Below are 13,839 nucleotides of genomic sequence, written 5' to 3'. Positions count from 1 at the left end.
GTATGCCGGGAGCGGGACCGCCGGTGGTCGCCGACGGGCAGTGGTTAAGGTCGGCGCACGCGGTTGACGCGGTGGCGCCGGGCACCCGCCCCGGCGGGGAATGCCGGGTCGAGTCCGGGTTGTCAGTGCGGCAGTCCACAATGGTCCGCGTCAGAGTCCGTTCACTTGCAGCAAGGAGCCGGCAGCGATGGCCCGCCGCAGCACGAAGACCCCGCCGCCCGACGACGCGTTCGAGGAGCGGATCCTCGACATCGACGTCGTCGACGAGATGCAGGGCTCCTTCCTGGAGTACGCGTACTCGGTCATCTACTCCCGAGCCCTGCCCGACGCCCGTGACGGCCTGAAGCCGGTGCACCGCCGCATCGTCTACCAGATGAACGAGATGGGTCTGCGTCCCGACCGCGGTTATGTGAAGTGCGCCCGCGTCGTCGGCGAGGTCATGGGCAAGCTGCACCCGCACGGCGACTCGTCGATCTACGACGCCCTGGTGCGCATGGCCCAGCCCTTCTCGATGCGGGTCCCCCTGGTCGACGGCCACGGCAACTTCGGCTCCCTCGGCAACGACGACCCGCCCGCGGCCATGCGGTACACGGAGTGCCGTCAGGCCGCCGCGACGAGCCTGATGACGGAGTCGATCGAGGAGAACACGGTCGACTTCGCCCCGAACTACGACGGCCAGGAGCAGGAGCCGGTCGCGCTGCCCGCCGCCTTCCCGAACCTGCTGGTCAACGGCGCCTCGGGCATCGCCGTCGGTATGGCCACCAACATGCCGCCGCACAACCTGGGCGAGGTCATCGCGGCCGCCCGCCACCTGATCAGATACCCGAACGCGGACCTGGACGCCCTGATGAAGCACGTCCCGGGCCCCGACCTGCCCACGGGCGGGCGGATCGTCGGACTCACCGGCGTCAGGGACGCGTACGAGACGGGCCGCGGCACCTTCAAGATCCGCGCCACGGTGGCCGTGGACAACGTGACGGCGCGCCGCAAGGGCCTCGTCGTCACGGAGCTGCCGTTCACCGTCGGCCCCGAGAAGGTGATCGCCAAGATCAAGGACCTGGTCGGCTCGAAGAAGCTCCAGGGCATCGCCGACGTCAAGGACCTCACCGACCGCCAGCACGGCCTGCGGCTCGTCATCGAGATCAAGAACGGCTTCGTGCCGGAGGCGGTGCTGGAGCAGCTCTACAAGCTGACGCCGATGGAGGAGTCCTTCGGCATCAACAACGTGGCGCTGGTCGACGGCCAGCCCCTCACCCTGGGCCTCAAGGAGCTCCTGGAGGTCTACCTCGACCACCGCTTCGACGTCGTGCGCCGCCGCTCGGAGTTCCGCCGCGGCAAGAAGCGCGACCGGCTGCACCTGGTCGAGGGTCTGCTCACGGCGCTGCTGGACATCGACGAGGTCATCCGGCTGATCCGCTCCAGCGAGAACTCCGCGCAGGCCAAGGAGCGCCTGATGGAGCACTTCTCCCTGTCGGACGTCCAGACGCAGTACATCCTCGACACCCCGCTGCGACGTCTCACCAAGTACGACCGCATCGAGCTGGAGGCGGAGAAGGACCGGCTCAACGCTGAGATCGCGGAGCTGACGCGCATCCTGGAGTCGGACGCCGAGCTGCGCAAGCTGGTCTCCGGGGAACTGGCCGCGGTGGCGAAGAAGTTCGGCACCGAGCGCCGTACGGTGCTGCTGGAGTCCTCGGGCGCCCCGGTGGCCGCGGTTCCGCTCCAGGTCGCGGACGACCCGTGCCGGGTGCTGCTGTCCTCGACGGGGCTGCTCGCCCGTACGGCCGACGCCGAGCCCTTCGCGGCGGACGCGGACGCCAAGCGCACCAAGCACGACGTGATCGTGTCGGCGGTCCCGGCGACGGCCCGCGGCGAGATCGGCGCGGTGACGTCCACGGGCCGTCTGCTCCGGCTGAACGTGATCGACCTGCCCCAGCTGCCCGACACGGCGGCCGCCCCGAACCTCGCGGGCGGCGCCCCGCTCGCGGAGTTCCTCTCCCTCCAGGACGGCGAGACGGTGGTCTGTCTGACGACGCTCGACGAGTCGTCGCCGGGCCTCGCCATCGGCACCGAACAGGGTGTGGTCAAGCGGGTGGTGCCCGACTACCCGTCCAACAAGGAGGAGTTGGAGGTCATCACCCTCAAGGAGGGCGACCGGATCGTCGGCGCGGTCGAGCTACGCACGGGCGAGGAGGACCTGGTCTTCATCACGGACGACGCCCAGCTGCTGCGCTACCAGGCCTCGCAGGTCCGCCCGCAGGGCCGCCCGGCCGGCGGTATGGCGGGCATCAAGCTCACCGAGGGCGCGAAGGTCATCTCGTTCACGGCGGTCGACCCGGCCGTGGACGCGGTGGTGTTCACGGTGGCGGGCTCGCGCGGCACGCTGGACGACTCCGTCCAGACCACGGCCAAGCTCACCCCGTTCGACCAGTACCCGCGCAAGGGCCGCGCCACGGGCGGTGTCCGCTGCCAGCGGTATCTGAAGGGCGAGGACTGCCTGTCCTTCGCCTGGGCGGGCCCGACGCCGGCCCGCGCCGCCCAGAAGAACGGCACCCCGGCCGACCTCCCGGAGATGGATCCGCGCCGTGACGGCTCGGGCGTCTCGCTGGGCAAGCCGGTGGCCTCGGTGGCGGGCCCCGTCTGATCGAGGCGGACTGCGGGCCGCGGCTCCCTCGGACGGAAGACGTGAGAGGGGGTCGCGGCCCGGTGGTCGCTTCAGAGAATGTGGCGGCCCAAGGTCCGGTTCAGAGGGTGTCGTAGGAGGGTTCCGGTTCGCCGGCCTCCGGCTCCTCCTTGTCCGGTACGTAGCGCAGGACACCCCACATGCTGTGCTCGTCGGCGCGGGGGGCGTCGTCCTTGCACGCCTCCAGCTCCTTGGTGAGGGCGGCGGCGTCGATACCGGTGCCGATGAGGACGAGCTGGGTGAGCCTCGGCTCGTCACCCGGCGCCCAGGGCTCGGGGTAGAACCGCAGGAACCGCCCGACCGCGTGCACGGAATACCGGTTGCGGGTGTCGTGGGGCCCGAAGTCGACGTACCCCTTGATGCGGTACAGCCCGTCCGACCTGCTGTCGAGGAAGTCCAGCAGCCGCCGGGGGTTCATCGGCAGGTCGGAGGCGAAGGCGACGCTGTCGTACGCGGTGTGCAGATGCCCCAGGTGATCCTCGTGGGCGTGGTCGCGCTCACCGTGGGTGCCGTCGTGCGGGTCGGCGTCCTCGTCGTGCCGGTGCAGGTCGTCGAAGGAGAGCTGCCCGATGCGTTCCTCACTGGGGCGGCAGTCGAAGAGGAACGCGGGGTCGACGCGCCCGTACGTCGCGGCCACGACGGCGGCGCCCTCACTGAGCGACCGGACGAGTCCGAGGACGCGCTCACCGTCCTCGGCCCGGTCGACCTTGTTGACGACGACGAGATCGGCGATGGCGAGATGCCGGTCGATCTCGGGGTGCCGCTGCCTGGTGTCGAGGAACTCGGCCGCGTCGACGACCTCGACAAGCCCGCCGTACACGACCCGGGGGTTCTCGCTGGCGAGCACCATCCGCACGAGTTCCTGCGGCTCGGCGAGCCCGCTGGCCTCGATGACGATGACGTCGATGCCGGTGGCGGGGTCGGCGAGCCGCTCCAGGTACACGTCCAGCTCACTGGCGTCGACGGCACAGCACAGACACCCGTTGCCCAGCGACACCGTGGAGTCGCCGAGCGCGCCGGCCACCGCCATCGCGTCGATCTCGATGGCCCCGAAGTCGTTGACGACGGCACCGATGCGGGTGCCGCCGCTGCGGTGCAGGAGATGGTTGAGCAGGGTGGTCTTGCCGGAGCCCAGGAATCCGGCGAGGACCACGACCGGGATCTGCTGCGGCCCCCCGGGGCCCGGACTCGACGACTGGCTCAACGCGCGCCCTCTCTCACACCGTTGCGTGCGCCGGCTCGCGGCCGGCCGCCGTACCGGGACGGCTCACGGACCGGCGTTCGCCGGAACACCGCAGCTCCGTACGGCCTTGTACTGCTGCCCCAGGATACGAGTGGGCACACGGCCCACACGAGGAGAACGATTGTCAGCGGCGCCCACGGGGCACACGGTGTGCATGGCGCCGGTTTCTGACACCCGCACATCCTTCCGTGCGCCTCCTCTCCGCCTCCCAGGCGACCAGGGCCGCTCGGCGACACTGGGAGACGGCAAGCGCGCCGCCCACCGCTCGCCGGTCCCCATCCTGTCGACCCGTGTCCGACGACCGGCGGATGGACGCCTGAACCGGGGGTTGACATGGCCACACAGAACTTTGGGATACGGAGGCTGGGCTCCGCCGCCCGGGGCCGGCTCGCCTCGGCCGCGCAGACCCTGACCGAGAGAGTCTCCCGACAGCGCAGGCACGCCGCGCTCGCCGAACAGCACCGACTCCACTTCGACCTGCTCTGCAAGGCCATGGAGGACCCGGCCCTGGCGGCCGTGCTCGACACCTACGAGACCGATGTCCCGCCGGAGCGGCAGCGCCAGTACCTCTTCGCGAACGCCCTGTACGTCAACGCGCTCTACTACCACCGCATCGGTGCGCTCAGCCTGGGCGAGCTGTACGGGCACCTGCGGGTGATGGCGCGCAACACGATATTCCGGGAGTACTGGGCCGCCACGCGTCACCACCGCGACAGCCTGCCCGACGCGTCGGAGGAGGCGGCACTGGGTGACATGATGGACGGTCTCGTCGAGGAGATGAACCATCTGGTCGAGGACCGGGACGACGGAGACGAGTGGTGGGTCATAGGGCAACCGCCGGACGAGTGATTCACTCTCAAGTCCCGTGGAGCGGCGAGACGTTGGGACATCCGGACCGGTAATCTCTCCGCATCCTGCTCGGGAAGAACCTCCTGCTCAGGTCCTTGCATGTGCGGTGTAGGGCTGCAGATCCCCACCCGAGGCAGCAGCCCGTTCATGAGCATCCGTGGGCCCGCTCATGAACCGACCGGACGCACCATGGGTCATCAACTCGCGCAGCGCCCCGGCTGAGGCCCTTCTCGCTCAATGCCTCTAGGACCGGACTTGAAGATCGTGCGTCGCGTCGGCGCCTCGCCCAGGGAGCGCGGCAGCGCCTCGGGCCAGACCTGCCCCGACATCTTCGAACTCAGCGACGGCAACTTCGCTGTCATCGGAACCGAAGCCACCGCCGCCCTCGACGGTGAGCTGCCGCCCGACGCGGCGCGCGCTCCCTACGAACGCATCGTGATCATCTCGCGCGAGACCCTGGTTCGCGCCAAAGCCGACATCCCCGATGCGTGAGACGGCCGCGCTCACCTGACGGAGCGCGCCGCACGAGTCCGGCACCTCCCCCGTGGTGCCGGGCTCCGTCCATGGGGTGGTGCCGGTGAACGTCGTCAGATCATCAGCGGTACGGCGACCAGGGGCGTCAGGCCACCAGGGACATCAGGCCACCAGCGGTACGGCCGCCGGGGGCACCGGTCCCACATAACGTGCCGCCGGACGGATGATCTTCGAGTCCCGGGCCTGTTCGAGGATGTTGGCGCTCCAGCCGACGACGCGGGCGGCGGCGAAGGTCGGGGTGAACATCTCGCGGGGCAACCCGCACAGCTCCATGACGACGCCCGCGTAGAACTCGACATTGGTGTGCAGCTCACGGCCCGGCTTCAGCTCGGCGAGGATGGCCTCCACCTGGCGCTCGACCTCCGCCGCGAAGGCGACGCGCGGTCCGCCGAACTGTTCCGCGATGCCGCGCAGCATGCGGGAGCGGGGGTCCTCGGTGCGGTACACGGGGTGGCCGAAGCCCATGATGCGGTCGCCGGCGAGGACACGCTCCCGGATCCACGCGTCGATGCGGTCCGGGGTGCCGATCGCGTCGAGCGTGTCCAGTGCGCGGCTGGGGGCGCCCCCGTGGAGGGGCCCCGAGAGCGCGCCCACCGCGCCCACCAGACACGCGGCGACGTCGGCGCCCGTCGAGGTGATCACGCGGGCGGTGAACGTTGATGCATTGAATCCGTGGTCAATGGTTGAGATCAAGTATTGCTCGATCCCCCGCGCAGCCCGGGGATCGGGGTCCGTGCCCGTCAACATGTACAAGTAGTTCGCGGCGTACGGCAGATCATCGCGGGGCTCGACCGGGTCGAGCCCCTGCCCGAGCCGGTACAGCGCGGTGAGCAGCGTCGGTACGGCCGCCGAGGCGGCGAGGGCGTCCGCGCGGCGTCGGTCCTCGTCCAGGTCGTACACCGGGCGGAAGCCCTTGGAGGCGCCGAGCAGCGACAGCGCGGTGCGCAGGCCGGAGAGCGGCCCCGAGTGCGCGCTCGCCGCCGCGATCGCGGGGAGGGCGACCCGCACGTCGTCGGGCAGCCGACGCAAGGGGCCGACCTCCGCGGCGAACGAGGCCCGCCGCGCGGCGTCCGGCAGCTCGCCGTGGACCATCAGGTGCCAGACGTCCTCGAAGCCGCGGGTCTGCGCGAGTTCGACGGCGGAGTACTGGCGGTAGTGGTAGAAGCCCTCCTGTCCTCTGACGTCACCCAATTCGGTGTCGGTGACGACGACGCCCGCGAGTCCTCGCGGCACGTCGACGGAGGCGGTCGCGGCCCTGTTGATCTGCATGTCTCCTCCTTGAACTTGATTCGACTGTCCATGCTTGACTCAATCTCTGTCAATATTGATTGAATCAATGTCTAGCTCAACGGGTACGGTGACGCCCATGACGGAGCAAGGCGCGCGCCCATCGACGAACCCGGCGAACACCTCCGCCCGCCCCGGGCGGCGGCTCACCACGAGGGAGACCGCCGAACTGCTCGGCGTGAAGCCGGAGACCGTGTACGCCTATGTGAGCCGCGGGCAGCTCAGCAGCCGCCGGGACGCGGCGGGCCGGGGCAGCACCTTCGACGCCGAGGAGGTCGCGGCACTCGCGCGCCGCAACCGGCGGGAGAGCGGCACGGCCTCGTCCGGCGGGGGCGAGCTGTCCGTCCGCACCCGGCTGACCCTCATCGAGCACGACCACTACTACTTCCGCGGCGTCGACGCGACGGAACTGGCCGCGCGCCACTCCTACGAAGAGGTCGCCGAGTGGCTGTGGACCGGTGAACCGCGCCCCGGCGCGACCTTCGTCGCCCCGAAGACGTCCGTGACCGCCGCCCGCCGCGCGGTCGACGCGCTGCCGGAGCACAGCGGCCCCGTCGACCGGCTGCGGGTCGCGGCGGTCGCGGCGGCGGCCGCCGACCCCCTGCGCTTCGACCTCTCCGAGGAGGCGGTGCTCGGCACCGCGCGCACCCTCATCCCCACGCTCGTCGCCGCCCTCCCCCTGTCCTCGCGCGGCCATCGCGACACCGGTCCGCTCGCCCACCGCTTCTGGGCGCGGCTCAGCGGACGCGCGCCCGACGAAGCCGCCCTGCGGGCGCTGGACACCGCGCTCGGGCTGCTCGCCGACCACGACCTCGCCGCCTCCACCTTGGCGGTCCGCGTCGCCGCCTCGGCCCGCGCGCACGCGTACGCGGCCGTCTCCGCGGGGCTGGGCGCCCTGGAGGGCCCGCTGCACGGTTCGGCCAGCGCCCTCGCCCACCGGCTGCTCACGGATGTGCTGGACCACGGCAGCGCCGTCCCGGTGATCGCGGAGGAACTGCGCTCCGGGCGCGGCATCCCCGGCCTCGGCCACCGTCTCTACACGGGCGAGGACCCCCGCGCGCGTACCCTGTTCGCGCTCCTGGCCGACATGCCCCGCGCGGCCCCCGCCCTCGCGGCCGCCCGCGACATCGTGTCGACCGCCGCCCGGCACACCCCCCTGCACGCCAACGTCGACCTTGCCCTGGCGGTCCTCACGGCCTCCTGCGGCATGCCCCCGACCGCCGGCGAGACGATCTTCGCCGTCGCCCGCACGGCGGGCTGGATCGCCCACGCGCTGGAGGAGTACGGCGAACGCCCCCTGCGGATGCGCCCCAGCGGCCAGTACGTGGGGGTGCGACCGCCGCAACCACTGCCGGAGTGACCTGTCGGGGTGACGGCCGGAGTGACCACCGCCGAGGCGCGCCGAACGCACCGCTCGCCACGCCGGTTCTCCCTCTTCGGCCCGCCCGGAGGTCGCGCGGGCCGAAGTCAGGTTAGGCTCACCTCTGTGAGTACGTGCACATCCGCGTCCCGACACCTCGCGGAGCCTCTCGCGGGGACCGCCGCCACGGCGAGGACATGGCTGCTGCTGGAACAGCCGGGCCCCTGGGGCGCCCAGGCGCTCACATCGAGCCACCTGGACCCCGCGCTCGGCCGCGCCCTCGAAGCCGCCACCGAGGGCACCGGCGTCCGCGTCGCACTCATCCGGCGGCCGGGCCGTCACGCCGACAGCCGCGAGGTCCAGGAACGTCAGGTGTACGTGGCGCACACGGTCCCTGGGAACGTCTGGCTGCACCACTCCACCACGACCGCCCCGGAGCGCCTGCTCGACCTCGACTTCGCCGCGCTCGGCGACGGCGACCCCCGCTCCTTCGAGGCGGCCCTTCAGGGCCGGCCCCACACCGGCCGACCCCTCGCGCTCGTGTGCACCAACGGCAAACGCGACCGCTGCTGTGCCCTCCTCGGCCGACCGCTCGCCGCCGAGCTGGCCGCCTCCGGCGTCGAGGGCACCTGGGAGGTCACCCATCTGGGTGGGCATCGCTTCTCGCCCACGCTCCTCGTCCTCCCCTCCGGCTACGTCTACGGCCGCGCCGAGGCCCACCACGTCAAAGAGGTCCTGCACGCCGTGAGTGAGGGGCGGATCATCACCGAGGGCTGCCGCGGGAACTCCGCATGGGAGCGCCCCGGGCAGGCGGCGGAGCTGGCGGTGCGCGCGGCGACGGGCGAGGACGCGGCCGACGCCCTCACCGTCCTGCGCACGGACGGCGCCGCCCCGCTCTGGGAGGTCACCGTCGCCCACGTCGACGGCCGCCGCTGGAACGTCACCGTCTCCCGGGGCGCGGCCCAGCCGCCCCGCCCCGAGAGCTGCGGCTCTCCCCTGGGCTCACCGGCCCGGATGGACGTGACGGCCGTACGCGAACTGGTACCGACGGCGCTCGCCGGTTAGAGCCCGGTCCGCGCCACGTCGGCCCTTCGCGCCCCTGCCACGCCCCGCGCCTCTTGAGATACCCCCCACACCCCTCTACGTCCGGCGCGCGCCGTCCACGTACCGTCAGGGGTATGAGCCCCACTCCCCCCGCACGTCGCCTGCGTCTCGGGATGCCGCGGCGGGTGTTCTCGCAGGTCCTGCTGATGCAGGTGGCGATCGCCGCCGGTGTCGCCGTCCTCGCGACCGGGCTGTTCCTCGCACCGCTCAGCGACCAGCTGGACGACCAGGCGATGCGCCGCGCCCTCGCGATCGCCCAGACCACGGCGGCCCAGCCGCAGATCGCCGAGGACCTGGTCACGACCAAGCCGTCCGTGAAGGGGCCGGTGCAGGTGGAGGCGGAGCGGATCCGCAGGGCCAGCGGCGCCGAGTACGTCGTGGTCATGGACGACCGCGGAGTGCGCTGGTCCCACCCGGACCCCACCGAGATCGGCGGCCTCGTCTCGACCGACCCGCGCCGCGCCCTCGCGGGGAACGAGGTCATGGAGATCGACTCGGGCACCCTGGGGCGGTCCGCCCGGGGCAAGGTGCCGCTGCGCGACGCCGACGGGAGGATCGTCGGGGCCGTCTCGGTCGGTATCGAGTACGACAATGTGCGCGCCCGGTTGATCCACGCGATTCCCGGGCTCCTCGCGTACGCGGGCGGGGCGATGGCGGTCGGCGCACTGGCGGCGTATCTGATCTCCCGGCGGGTCCATCGGCAGACCCGCGACCTGGCGTTCTCCGACATCGCGGGGCTCCTCGCGGAGCGCGAGGCGATGCTGCACGGCATCCGGGAGGGTGTGATCGCCCTGGACCGCGCGGGCCGCGTGCGCCTCCTCAACGACGAGGCGCAGCGCCTCCTGGGCCTCGGCGACGAGGTGGTCGGCCGGTCGCTCGACGAGGCGCTCGGCGCGGGCCGTACGACCGATGTGCTGGCCGGCCGGGTCACCGGCACCGATCTGCTCACCGTCCGCGGCCGGCGCGTCCTGGTCGCCAACCGCATGCCCACCGACGACGGGGGCGCCGTGGCCACCCTGCGGGACCGCACCGAGCTGGAGCAACTGGGCCGCGAACTCGACTCCACCCGCGGTCTGATCGACGCCCTGCGCGCCCAGGACCACGAGCACGCCAACCGGATGCACACCCTCCTCGGCCTGCTCGAACTGGAGATGTACGACGAGGCCGTGGACTTCGTCGGTGAGGTGGTCGGCGACCATCGCGCGACCGCCGAGCAGGTCACCGAGAAGATCCACGATCCGCTGCTCGCCGCGGTGCTGGTGGGCAAGGCGACCGTCGCGGCCGAGCGCGGCGTGGCCCTGACGGTCACCGGCGGGACCCCGCTGCCGGACAGGTTGATCGATCCGCGTGGACTGGTCACCATCGTCGGCAACCTCGTCGACAACGCCCTCGACGCCGTCGCGGGCACCGCGCACGCGCGCGTGGAGGTCGAGTTGCGGGCCGAGGGACGCACGGCGATCCTCCGGGTCCGTGACACGGGGCCCGGAGTCCCGCCCGAACAACGTGAGTTGATCTTCACGGAGGGCTGGTCCACCAAGACGCCCCCGGCCCACCGCGAGCGCGGCATCGGGCTCTCCCTGGTGCGTCGGCTCGCCGAACGGCAGGGAGGCAGCGCCCGGGTCACCGAGGCGGAGGGCGGCGGCGCGGAGTTCACGGTCGTCCTGCCGGAGGCGCTGGCGGAGCCGGGACTGGTGACGCAATCGTCGGCGGCGGCGCTGACGTCTACGGCACCCGACGAGGGAGCCCGCCCGCACGACGAGCCGACGGCGGGCCGTGACGCGCGACCGGGCACGGCGCACGAGCCGGAGGACGCCGTCCCAGCCGCCGACAAGGAGTCGCGATGATCGAGGTCCTGGTGGTGGACGACGACCTGCGGGTCGCCCGGGTGAACGCCGCCTACGTCGAAAAGGTCGCCGGCTTCCGGGTGGCGGGCGTGGCGCACAACGCGGCCGAAGCGCTGGAGCAGTTGGAGAGGCTGCCCCGGGTGGACCTCGTCCTGCTGGACCACTACCTTCCGGACGACACGGGCCTCATGGTCGTCCAGGAGATGCGCCGACGCGGCCACCAGACCGATGTGATCATGGTGACGGCGGCGCGTGACGTCTCGACGGTCCAGGCGGCGATGCGGCAGGGCGCCCTGCAGTACCTGGTGAAGCCGTTCGCGTTCGCGGGACTCCGGGCCAAGCTGGAGGCGTACGCGGAGCTGCGGCGCACCCTGGACGGCGGTGGCGAGGCCGAGCAGGCGGAGGTGGACCGGATCTTCGGCGCGCTCTCGGCGGGCGGCGAGCCGGACCTGCCCAAGGGGCACTCCGCCACCACCACCGAGGTCGTGCGCCGGGCCCTGATGACCGCCGAGGGCCCGCTGTCCGCCCAGGAGATCGCCGATCGGACCGGTCTGAGCCGCCAGACCGCCCAGCGCTATCTGAAGCTCCTGGAGCGCACCGGACGTGCCCGCCTGACCCTCAAGTACGGCGACGCGGGCCGCCCTGAGCACCGCTACGAGTGGGCGACCCGCCCCTGACGTCACCCTCCGCTGGCCTCACCCGGGGACGCGCGCGGTGCGCGCCGCCGTCGGGCGCCCCCGGAAGGCCGTCAGACCGCCCCGGCGCCCGTCAGCGACCGCACCTCGGTCTCCGCGTGCTTCGCCTCGTCGGCCGGTTCGGCGGAGGTGACCGTGCCCAGCCAGCCGGCGAGGAAGCCCAGGGGCACCGAGACGAGGCCCGGGTTCTGCAACGGGAAGTACTGGAAGTCGACGCCGGGGAACAGGGATTCGGGGCTGCCGGACACCACCGGCGACAGCAGCACCAGAAGCACCGCCGGGACGAGTCCGCCGTACACGGACCACACGGCGCCGCGGGTGGTGAAGCCGCGCCAGAACAGGGAGTACAGCAGTACGGGCAGATTGGCCGAGGCGGCGACGGCGAAGGCCAGCCCGACGAGGAAGGCCACATTGAGGTCGCGGGCGAGCAGCCCGAGCGCGATGGCGACGGCCCCGATCCCGACGGCGGAGGTACGCGCCACGGCCACCTCGCTGTACGGCTTCGAGCGTCGGCGCCGCAGTGACGCGTACAGGTCGTGGGCGACCGACGCCGACGAGGCGAGGGTGATACCGGCGACGACCGCGAGGATCGTCGCGAAGGCGACGGCGGCGACGATCGCGAACAGAACCGTGCCACCGGTCGAGCCCGCTCCGCCGCCCAGATCGAGCGCGAGGAGCGGAACGGCCGTGTTGCCGGCCGCGTTCGAGGCTCGAACGGCCGCGGGGCCGACGATCGCGGCCGCGCCGAAGCCCAGCACGATCGTCATCAGGTAGAAGCCGCCGATGAGGCCGATCGACCATACGACCGAGCGGCGCGCGGCACGGGCGGTCGGCACCGTGTAGAAGCGGGACAGGATGTGTGGCAGCCCGGCCGTGCCCAGGACCAGGGCGAGCCCGAGGCTGATGAAGTCGAGGCGGGCGGTCCAGTCGCCGCCGTACTTCAACCCTGGCGCGAGGAAGGCCGACCCGTGCCCGCTGCGCTCCGCGGCCGTCCGCAGCAGCTGGTCGAAGTCGCCGTGGAACCGCATCAGGACGAGCACGGTCAGCGCGATCGCCCCGCCCATCAGCAGGACCGCCTTCACGATCTGAATCCAGGTGGTGGCCCGCATCCCTCCCAGCGACACGTAGACGACCATGAGCGCGCCGACGCCGATGACCGTCCAGGCCCGCGCCGCCTCGCCCTCGCCGCCCAGCAGCAGTGCGACGAGGGTGCCCGCGCCCACCATCTGCGCCACCAGGTACAGAACGGACACGGTGACCGAGGAGGTTCCCGCCGCGATCCTCACCGGCCGCTCGCTCATCCGTGCCGCGACCACGTCGGCGAGCGTGAACCGCCCGCAGTTGCGCACCAGTTCCGCCACCAGGAACAGCACCACGAGCCAGGCCACCAGGAAGCCCACCGAGTACAGCAGTCCGTCGTACCCGAAGAGCGCGATGAGACCGGAGATACCGAGGAAGGACGCGGCGGACATGTAGTCGCCCGCGATGGCAAAACCATTCTCCATCGGCGAGAACAGCCGGCCGCCGGCGTAGAACTCCTCCGCCGAACCATGTCGGTTGCGACTGACCCAGGTCGTGATGCCCAGGGTGATCGCGATGAACACGCTGAACAGCAGCAGGGCCAGTGTCTGATGGTTCCCGGTCACCGCTCGCCCCCTGCGATGCCGCGCGTCAACTCCTGTGTGTCCCACCGCAGATCGAGGGCCGCCCGGTCCCGCCGCAGCCGCGCGTGGCGCGCGTAGGCCCAGGTGAACAGGAACGTCGTGAGGAACTGCCCGAGCCCCGCCAGCATCGCCACGTTGACCGCGCCCGCCACGGGACGCGCCATCAGCCCCGGCGCGGTGGTGGCCGCGACCACGTATCCGACGTACCAGCTGAAGAAGACCGCGACTCCCGGGATCACGAATCTCCGGTACCGGCGGCGGACCTCCTGGAAGGCGGCGCTGCGCTGCACCTCCACATACACGTCGCCCGCGGCCCGCCCCTCCTCCCGAGCGGTCGGCACGACGGGCGGCACCCCTCCCGTGCCGTCCACCTCTCCCCAGCCGGAGGCCAGCGCGTCATACCAGGGATCATCGAACCGCACGTCCGCCGAGGCCGCCCCTCGCCCCTCGACCGCGCTCTCGGAACCACCCGCGCGACGGCGGGACCGGCCGGTACTTGACTGCATGCCCAAGCATGGACAGACCGCACGGACCCCCGCCGATCCTCTTCACGATTGTTCACCCCATCAGGTGAAG

At 71.8% G+C, this 13,839-nt stretch carries 11 protein-coding genes; 7 read left to right on the top strand and 4 right to left on the bottom strand.

What is annotated here, in order from left to right:
- The first annotated feature begins 187 nt into the window (after positions 1–187).
- A complete protein-coding gene (locus ACZ4Z3_RS18780) occupies positions 188–2,644 on the top strand; it encodes a DNA gyrase/topoisomerase IV subunit A (protein WP_468502027.1) in 2,457 nt (818 codons plus the stop codon).
- A 100-nt stretch (positions 2,645–2,744) separates the two neighbouring features.
- Here ACZ4Z3_RS18780 and ACZ4Z3_RS18775 read toward each other — a convergent pair whose 3' ends face one another.
- Positions 2,745–3,887 carry a CobW family GTP-binding protein gene (locus tag ACZ4Z3_RS18775; protein WP_468502026.1) on the bottom strand — a complete coding sequence of 381 codons (1,143 nt, stop codon included), beginning with the start codon at positions 3,885–3,887 and terminating at the stop codon, positions 2,745–2,747.
- 372 nt (positions 3,888–4,259) lie between these two features.
- On the opposite strand from ACZ4Z3_RS18775, the gene ACZ4Z3_RS18770 reads away from it, so the two are divergent.
- The gene (locus tag ACZ4Z3_RS18770) at positions 4,260–4,775 is read left to right on the top strand and encodes a DUF6082 family protein (RefSeq protein WP_468502025.1); all 516 of its coding nucleotides are present in this window, start codon (positions 4,260–4,262) and stop codon (positions 4,773–4,775) included.
- Positions 4,776–5,030: 255 nt separating this feature from the next.
- Positions 5,031–5,267 (top strand): hypothetical protein, encoded by a 237-nt coding sequence (locus ACZ4Z3_RS18765; protein WP_055541664.1) that lies wholly within the window; start codon positions 5,031–5,033, stop codon positions 5,265–5,267.
- A 144-nt stretch (positions 5,268–5,411) separates the two neighbouring features.
- Here the strand turns inward: ACZ4Z3_RS18765 and ACZ4Z3_RS18760 are convergent, their stop codons facing one another.
- Entirely contained in the window at positions 5,412–6,578 is a 1,167-nt protein-coding gene (locus ACZ4Z3_RS18760) for a citrate synthase/methylcitrate synthase (protein ID WP_468502024.1), read from the bottom strand.
- A 97-nt stretch (positions 6,579–6,675) separates the two neighbouring features.
- Here ACZ4Z3_RS18760 and ACZ4Z3_RS18755 point away from each other — a divergent pair, with 97 nt between their 5' ends.
- From ACZ4Z3_RS18755 to ACZ4Z3_RS18740, 4 genes are all read left to right on the top strand, one after another.
- On the top strand, positions 6,676–7,956 hold the full coding sequence (locus ACZ4Z3_RS18755) for a citrate synthase (RefSeq protein WP_468502023.1): 1,281 nt from the start codon (positions 6,676–6,678) through the stop codon (positions 7,954–7,956).
- A gap of 126 nt (positions 7,957–8,082) precedes the next feature.
- On the top strand, positions 8,083–9,021 hold the full coding sequence (locus ACZ4Z3_RS18750; RefSeq protein ID WP_468502022.1) for a sucrase ferredoxin: 939 nt from the start codon (positions 8,083–8,085) through the stop codon (positions 9,019–9,021).
- A 113-nt stretch (positions 9,022–9,134) separates the two neighbouring features.
- On the top strand, positions 9,135–10,904 hold the full coding sequence (locus tag ACZ4Z3_RS18745) for an ATP-binding protein (protein WP_468502021.1): 1,770 nt from the start codon (positions 9,135–9,137) through the stop codon (positions 10,902–10,904).
- Positions 10,901–11,581: a response regulator gene (locus ACZ4Z3_RS18740; RefSeq protein WP_468502020.1), complete on the top strand. Its 681-nt coding sequence runs from the start codon at positions 10,901–10,903 to the stop codon at positions 11,579–11,581. The genes ACZ4Z3_RS18745 and ACZ4Z3_RS18740 overlap by 4 nt, the downstream gene beginning before the upstream one ends.
- Positions 11,582–11,652: 71 nt before the next feature.
- Here the strand turns inward: ACZ4Z3_RS18740 and ACZ4Z3_RS18735 are convergent, their stop codons facing one another.
- Together ACZ4Z3_RS18735 and ACZ4Z3_RS18730 are read right to left on the bottom strand one after the other, a co-directional pair.
- Positions 11,653–13,245, bottom strand: coding sequence for a solute symporter family protein (locus ACZ4Z3_RS18735; RefSeq protein WP_468502019.1), 1,593 nt, complete (start codon positions 13,243–13,245; stop codon positions 11,653–11,655).
- On the bottom strand, positions 13,242–13,769 hold the full coding sequence (locus ACZ4Z3_RS18730; RefSeq protein WP_468502018.1) for a DUF485 domain-containing protein: 528 nt from the start codon (positions 13,767–13,769) through the stop codon (positions 13,242–13,244). The genes ACZ4Z3_RS18735 and ACZ4Z3_RS18730 overlap by 4 nt, the downstream gene beginning before the upstream one ends.
- Positions 13,770–13,839 lie beyond the last annotated feature (70 nt).

It is taken from the genome of Streptomyces sp. NPDC030296, assembly GCF_055572815.1.
Note: the sequence above shows the minus strand (reverse complement) of the source record. Positions and strands in the feature narration are given on the sequence as shown.

Excerpts from the sequence above, each read along its gene's own strand:
- ACZ4Z3_RS18780 (WP_468502027.1), top strand. The coding sequence starts at position 188 with ATGGCCCGCCGCAGCACGAAGACCCCGCCGCCCGACGACGCGTTCGAG.
- ACZ4Z3_RS18770 (WP_468502025.1), top strand. The coding sequence starts at position 4,260 with ATGGCCACACAGAACTTTGGGATACGGAGGCTGGGCTCCGCCGCCCGG.
- ACZ4Z3_RS18760 (WP_468502024.1), bottom strand. The coding sequence starts at position 6,578 with ATGCAGATCAACAGGGCCGCGACCGCCTCCGTCGACGTGCCGCGAGGA.
- ACZ4Z3_RS18755 (WP_468502023.1), top strand. The coding sequence starts at position 6,676 with ATGACGGAGCAAGGCGCGCGCCCATCGACGAACCCGGCGAACACCTCC.
- ACZ4Z3_RS18745 (WP_468502021.1), top strand. The coding sequence starts at position 9,135 with ATGAGCCCCACTCCCCCCGCACGTCGCCTGCGTCTCGGGATGCCGCGG.
- ACZ4Z3_RS18740 (WP_468502020.1), top strand. The coding sequence starts at position 10,901 with ATGATCGAGGTCCTGGTGGTGGACGACGACCTGCGGGTCGCCCGGGTG.
- ACZ4Z3_RS18730 (WP_468502018.1), bottom strand. The coding sequence starts at position 13,769 with ATGCAGTCAAGTACCGGCCGGTCCCGCCGTCGCGCGGGTGGTTCCGAG.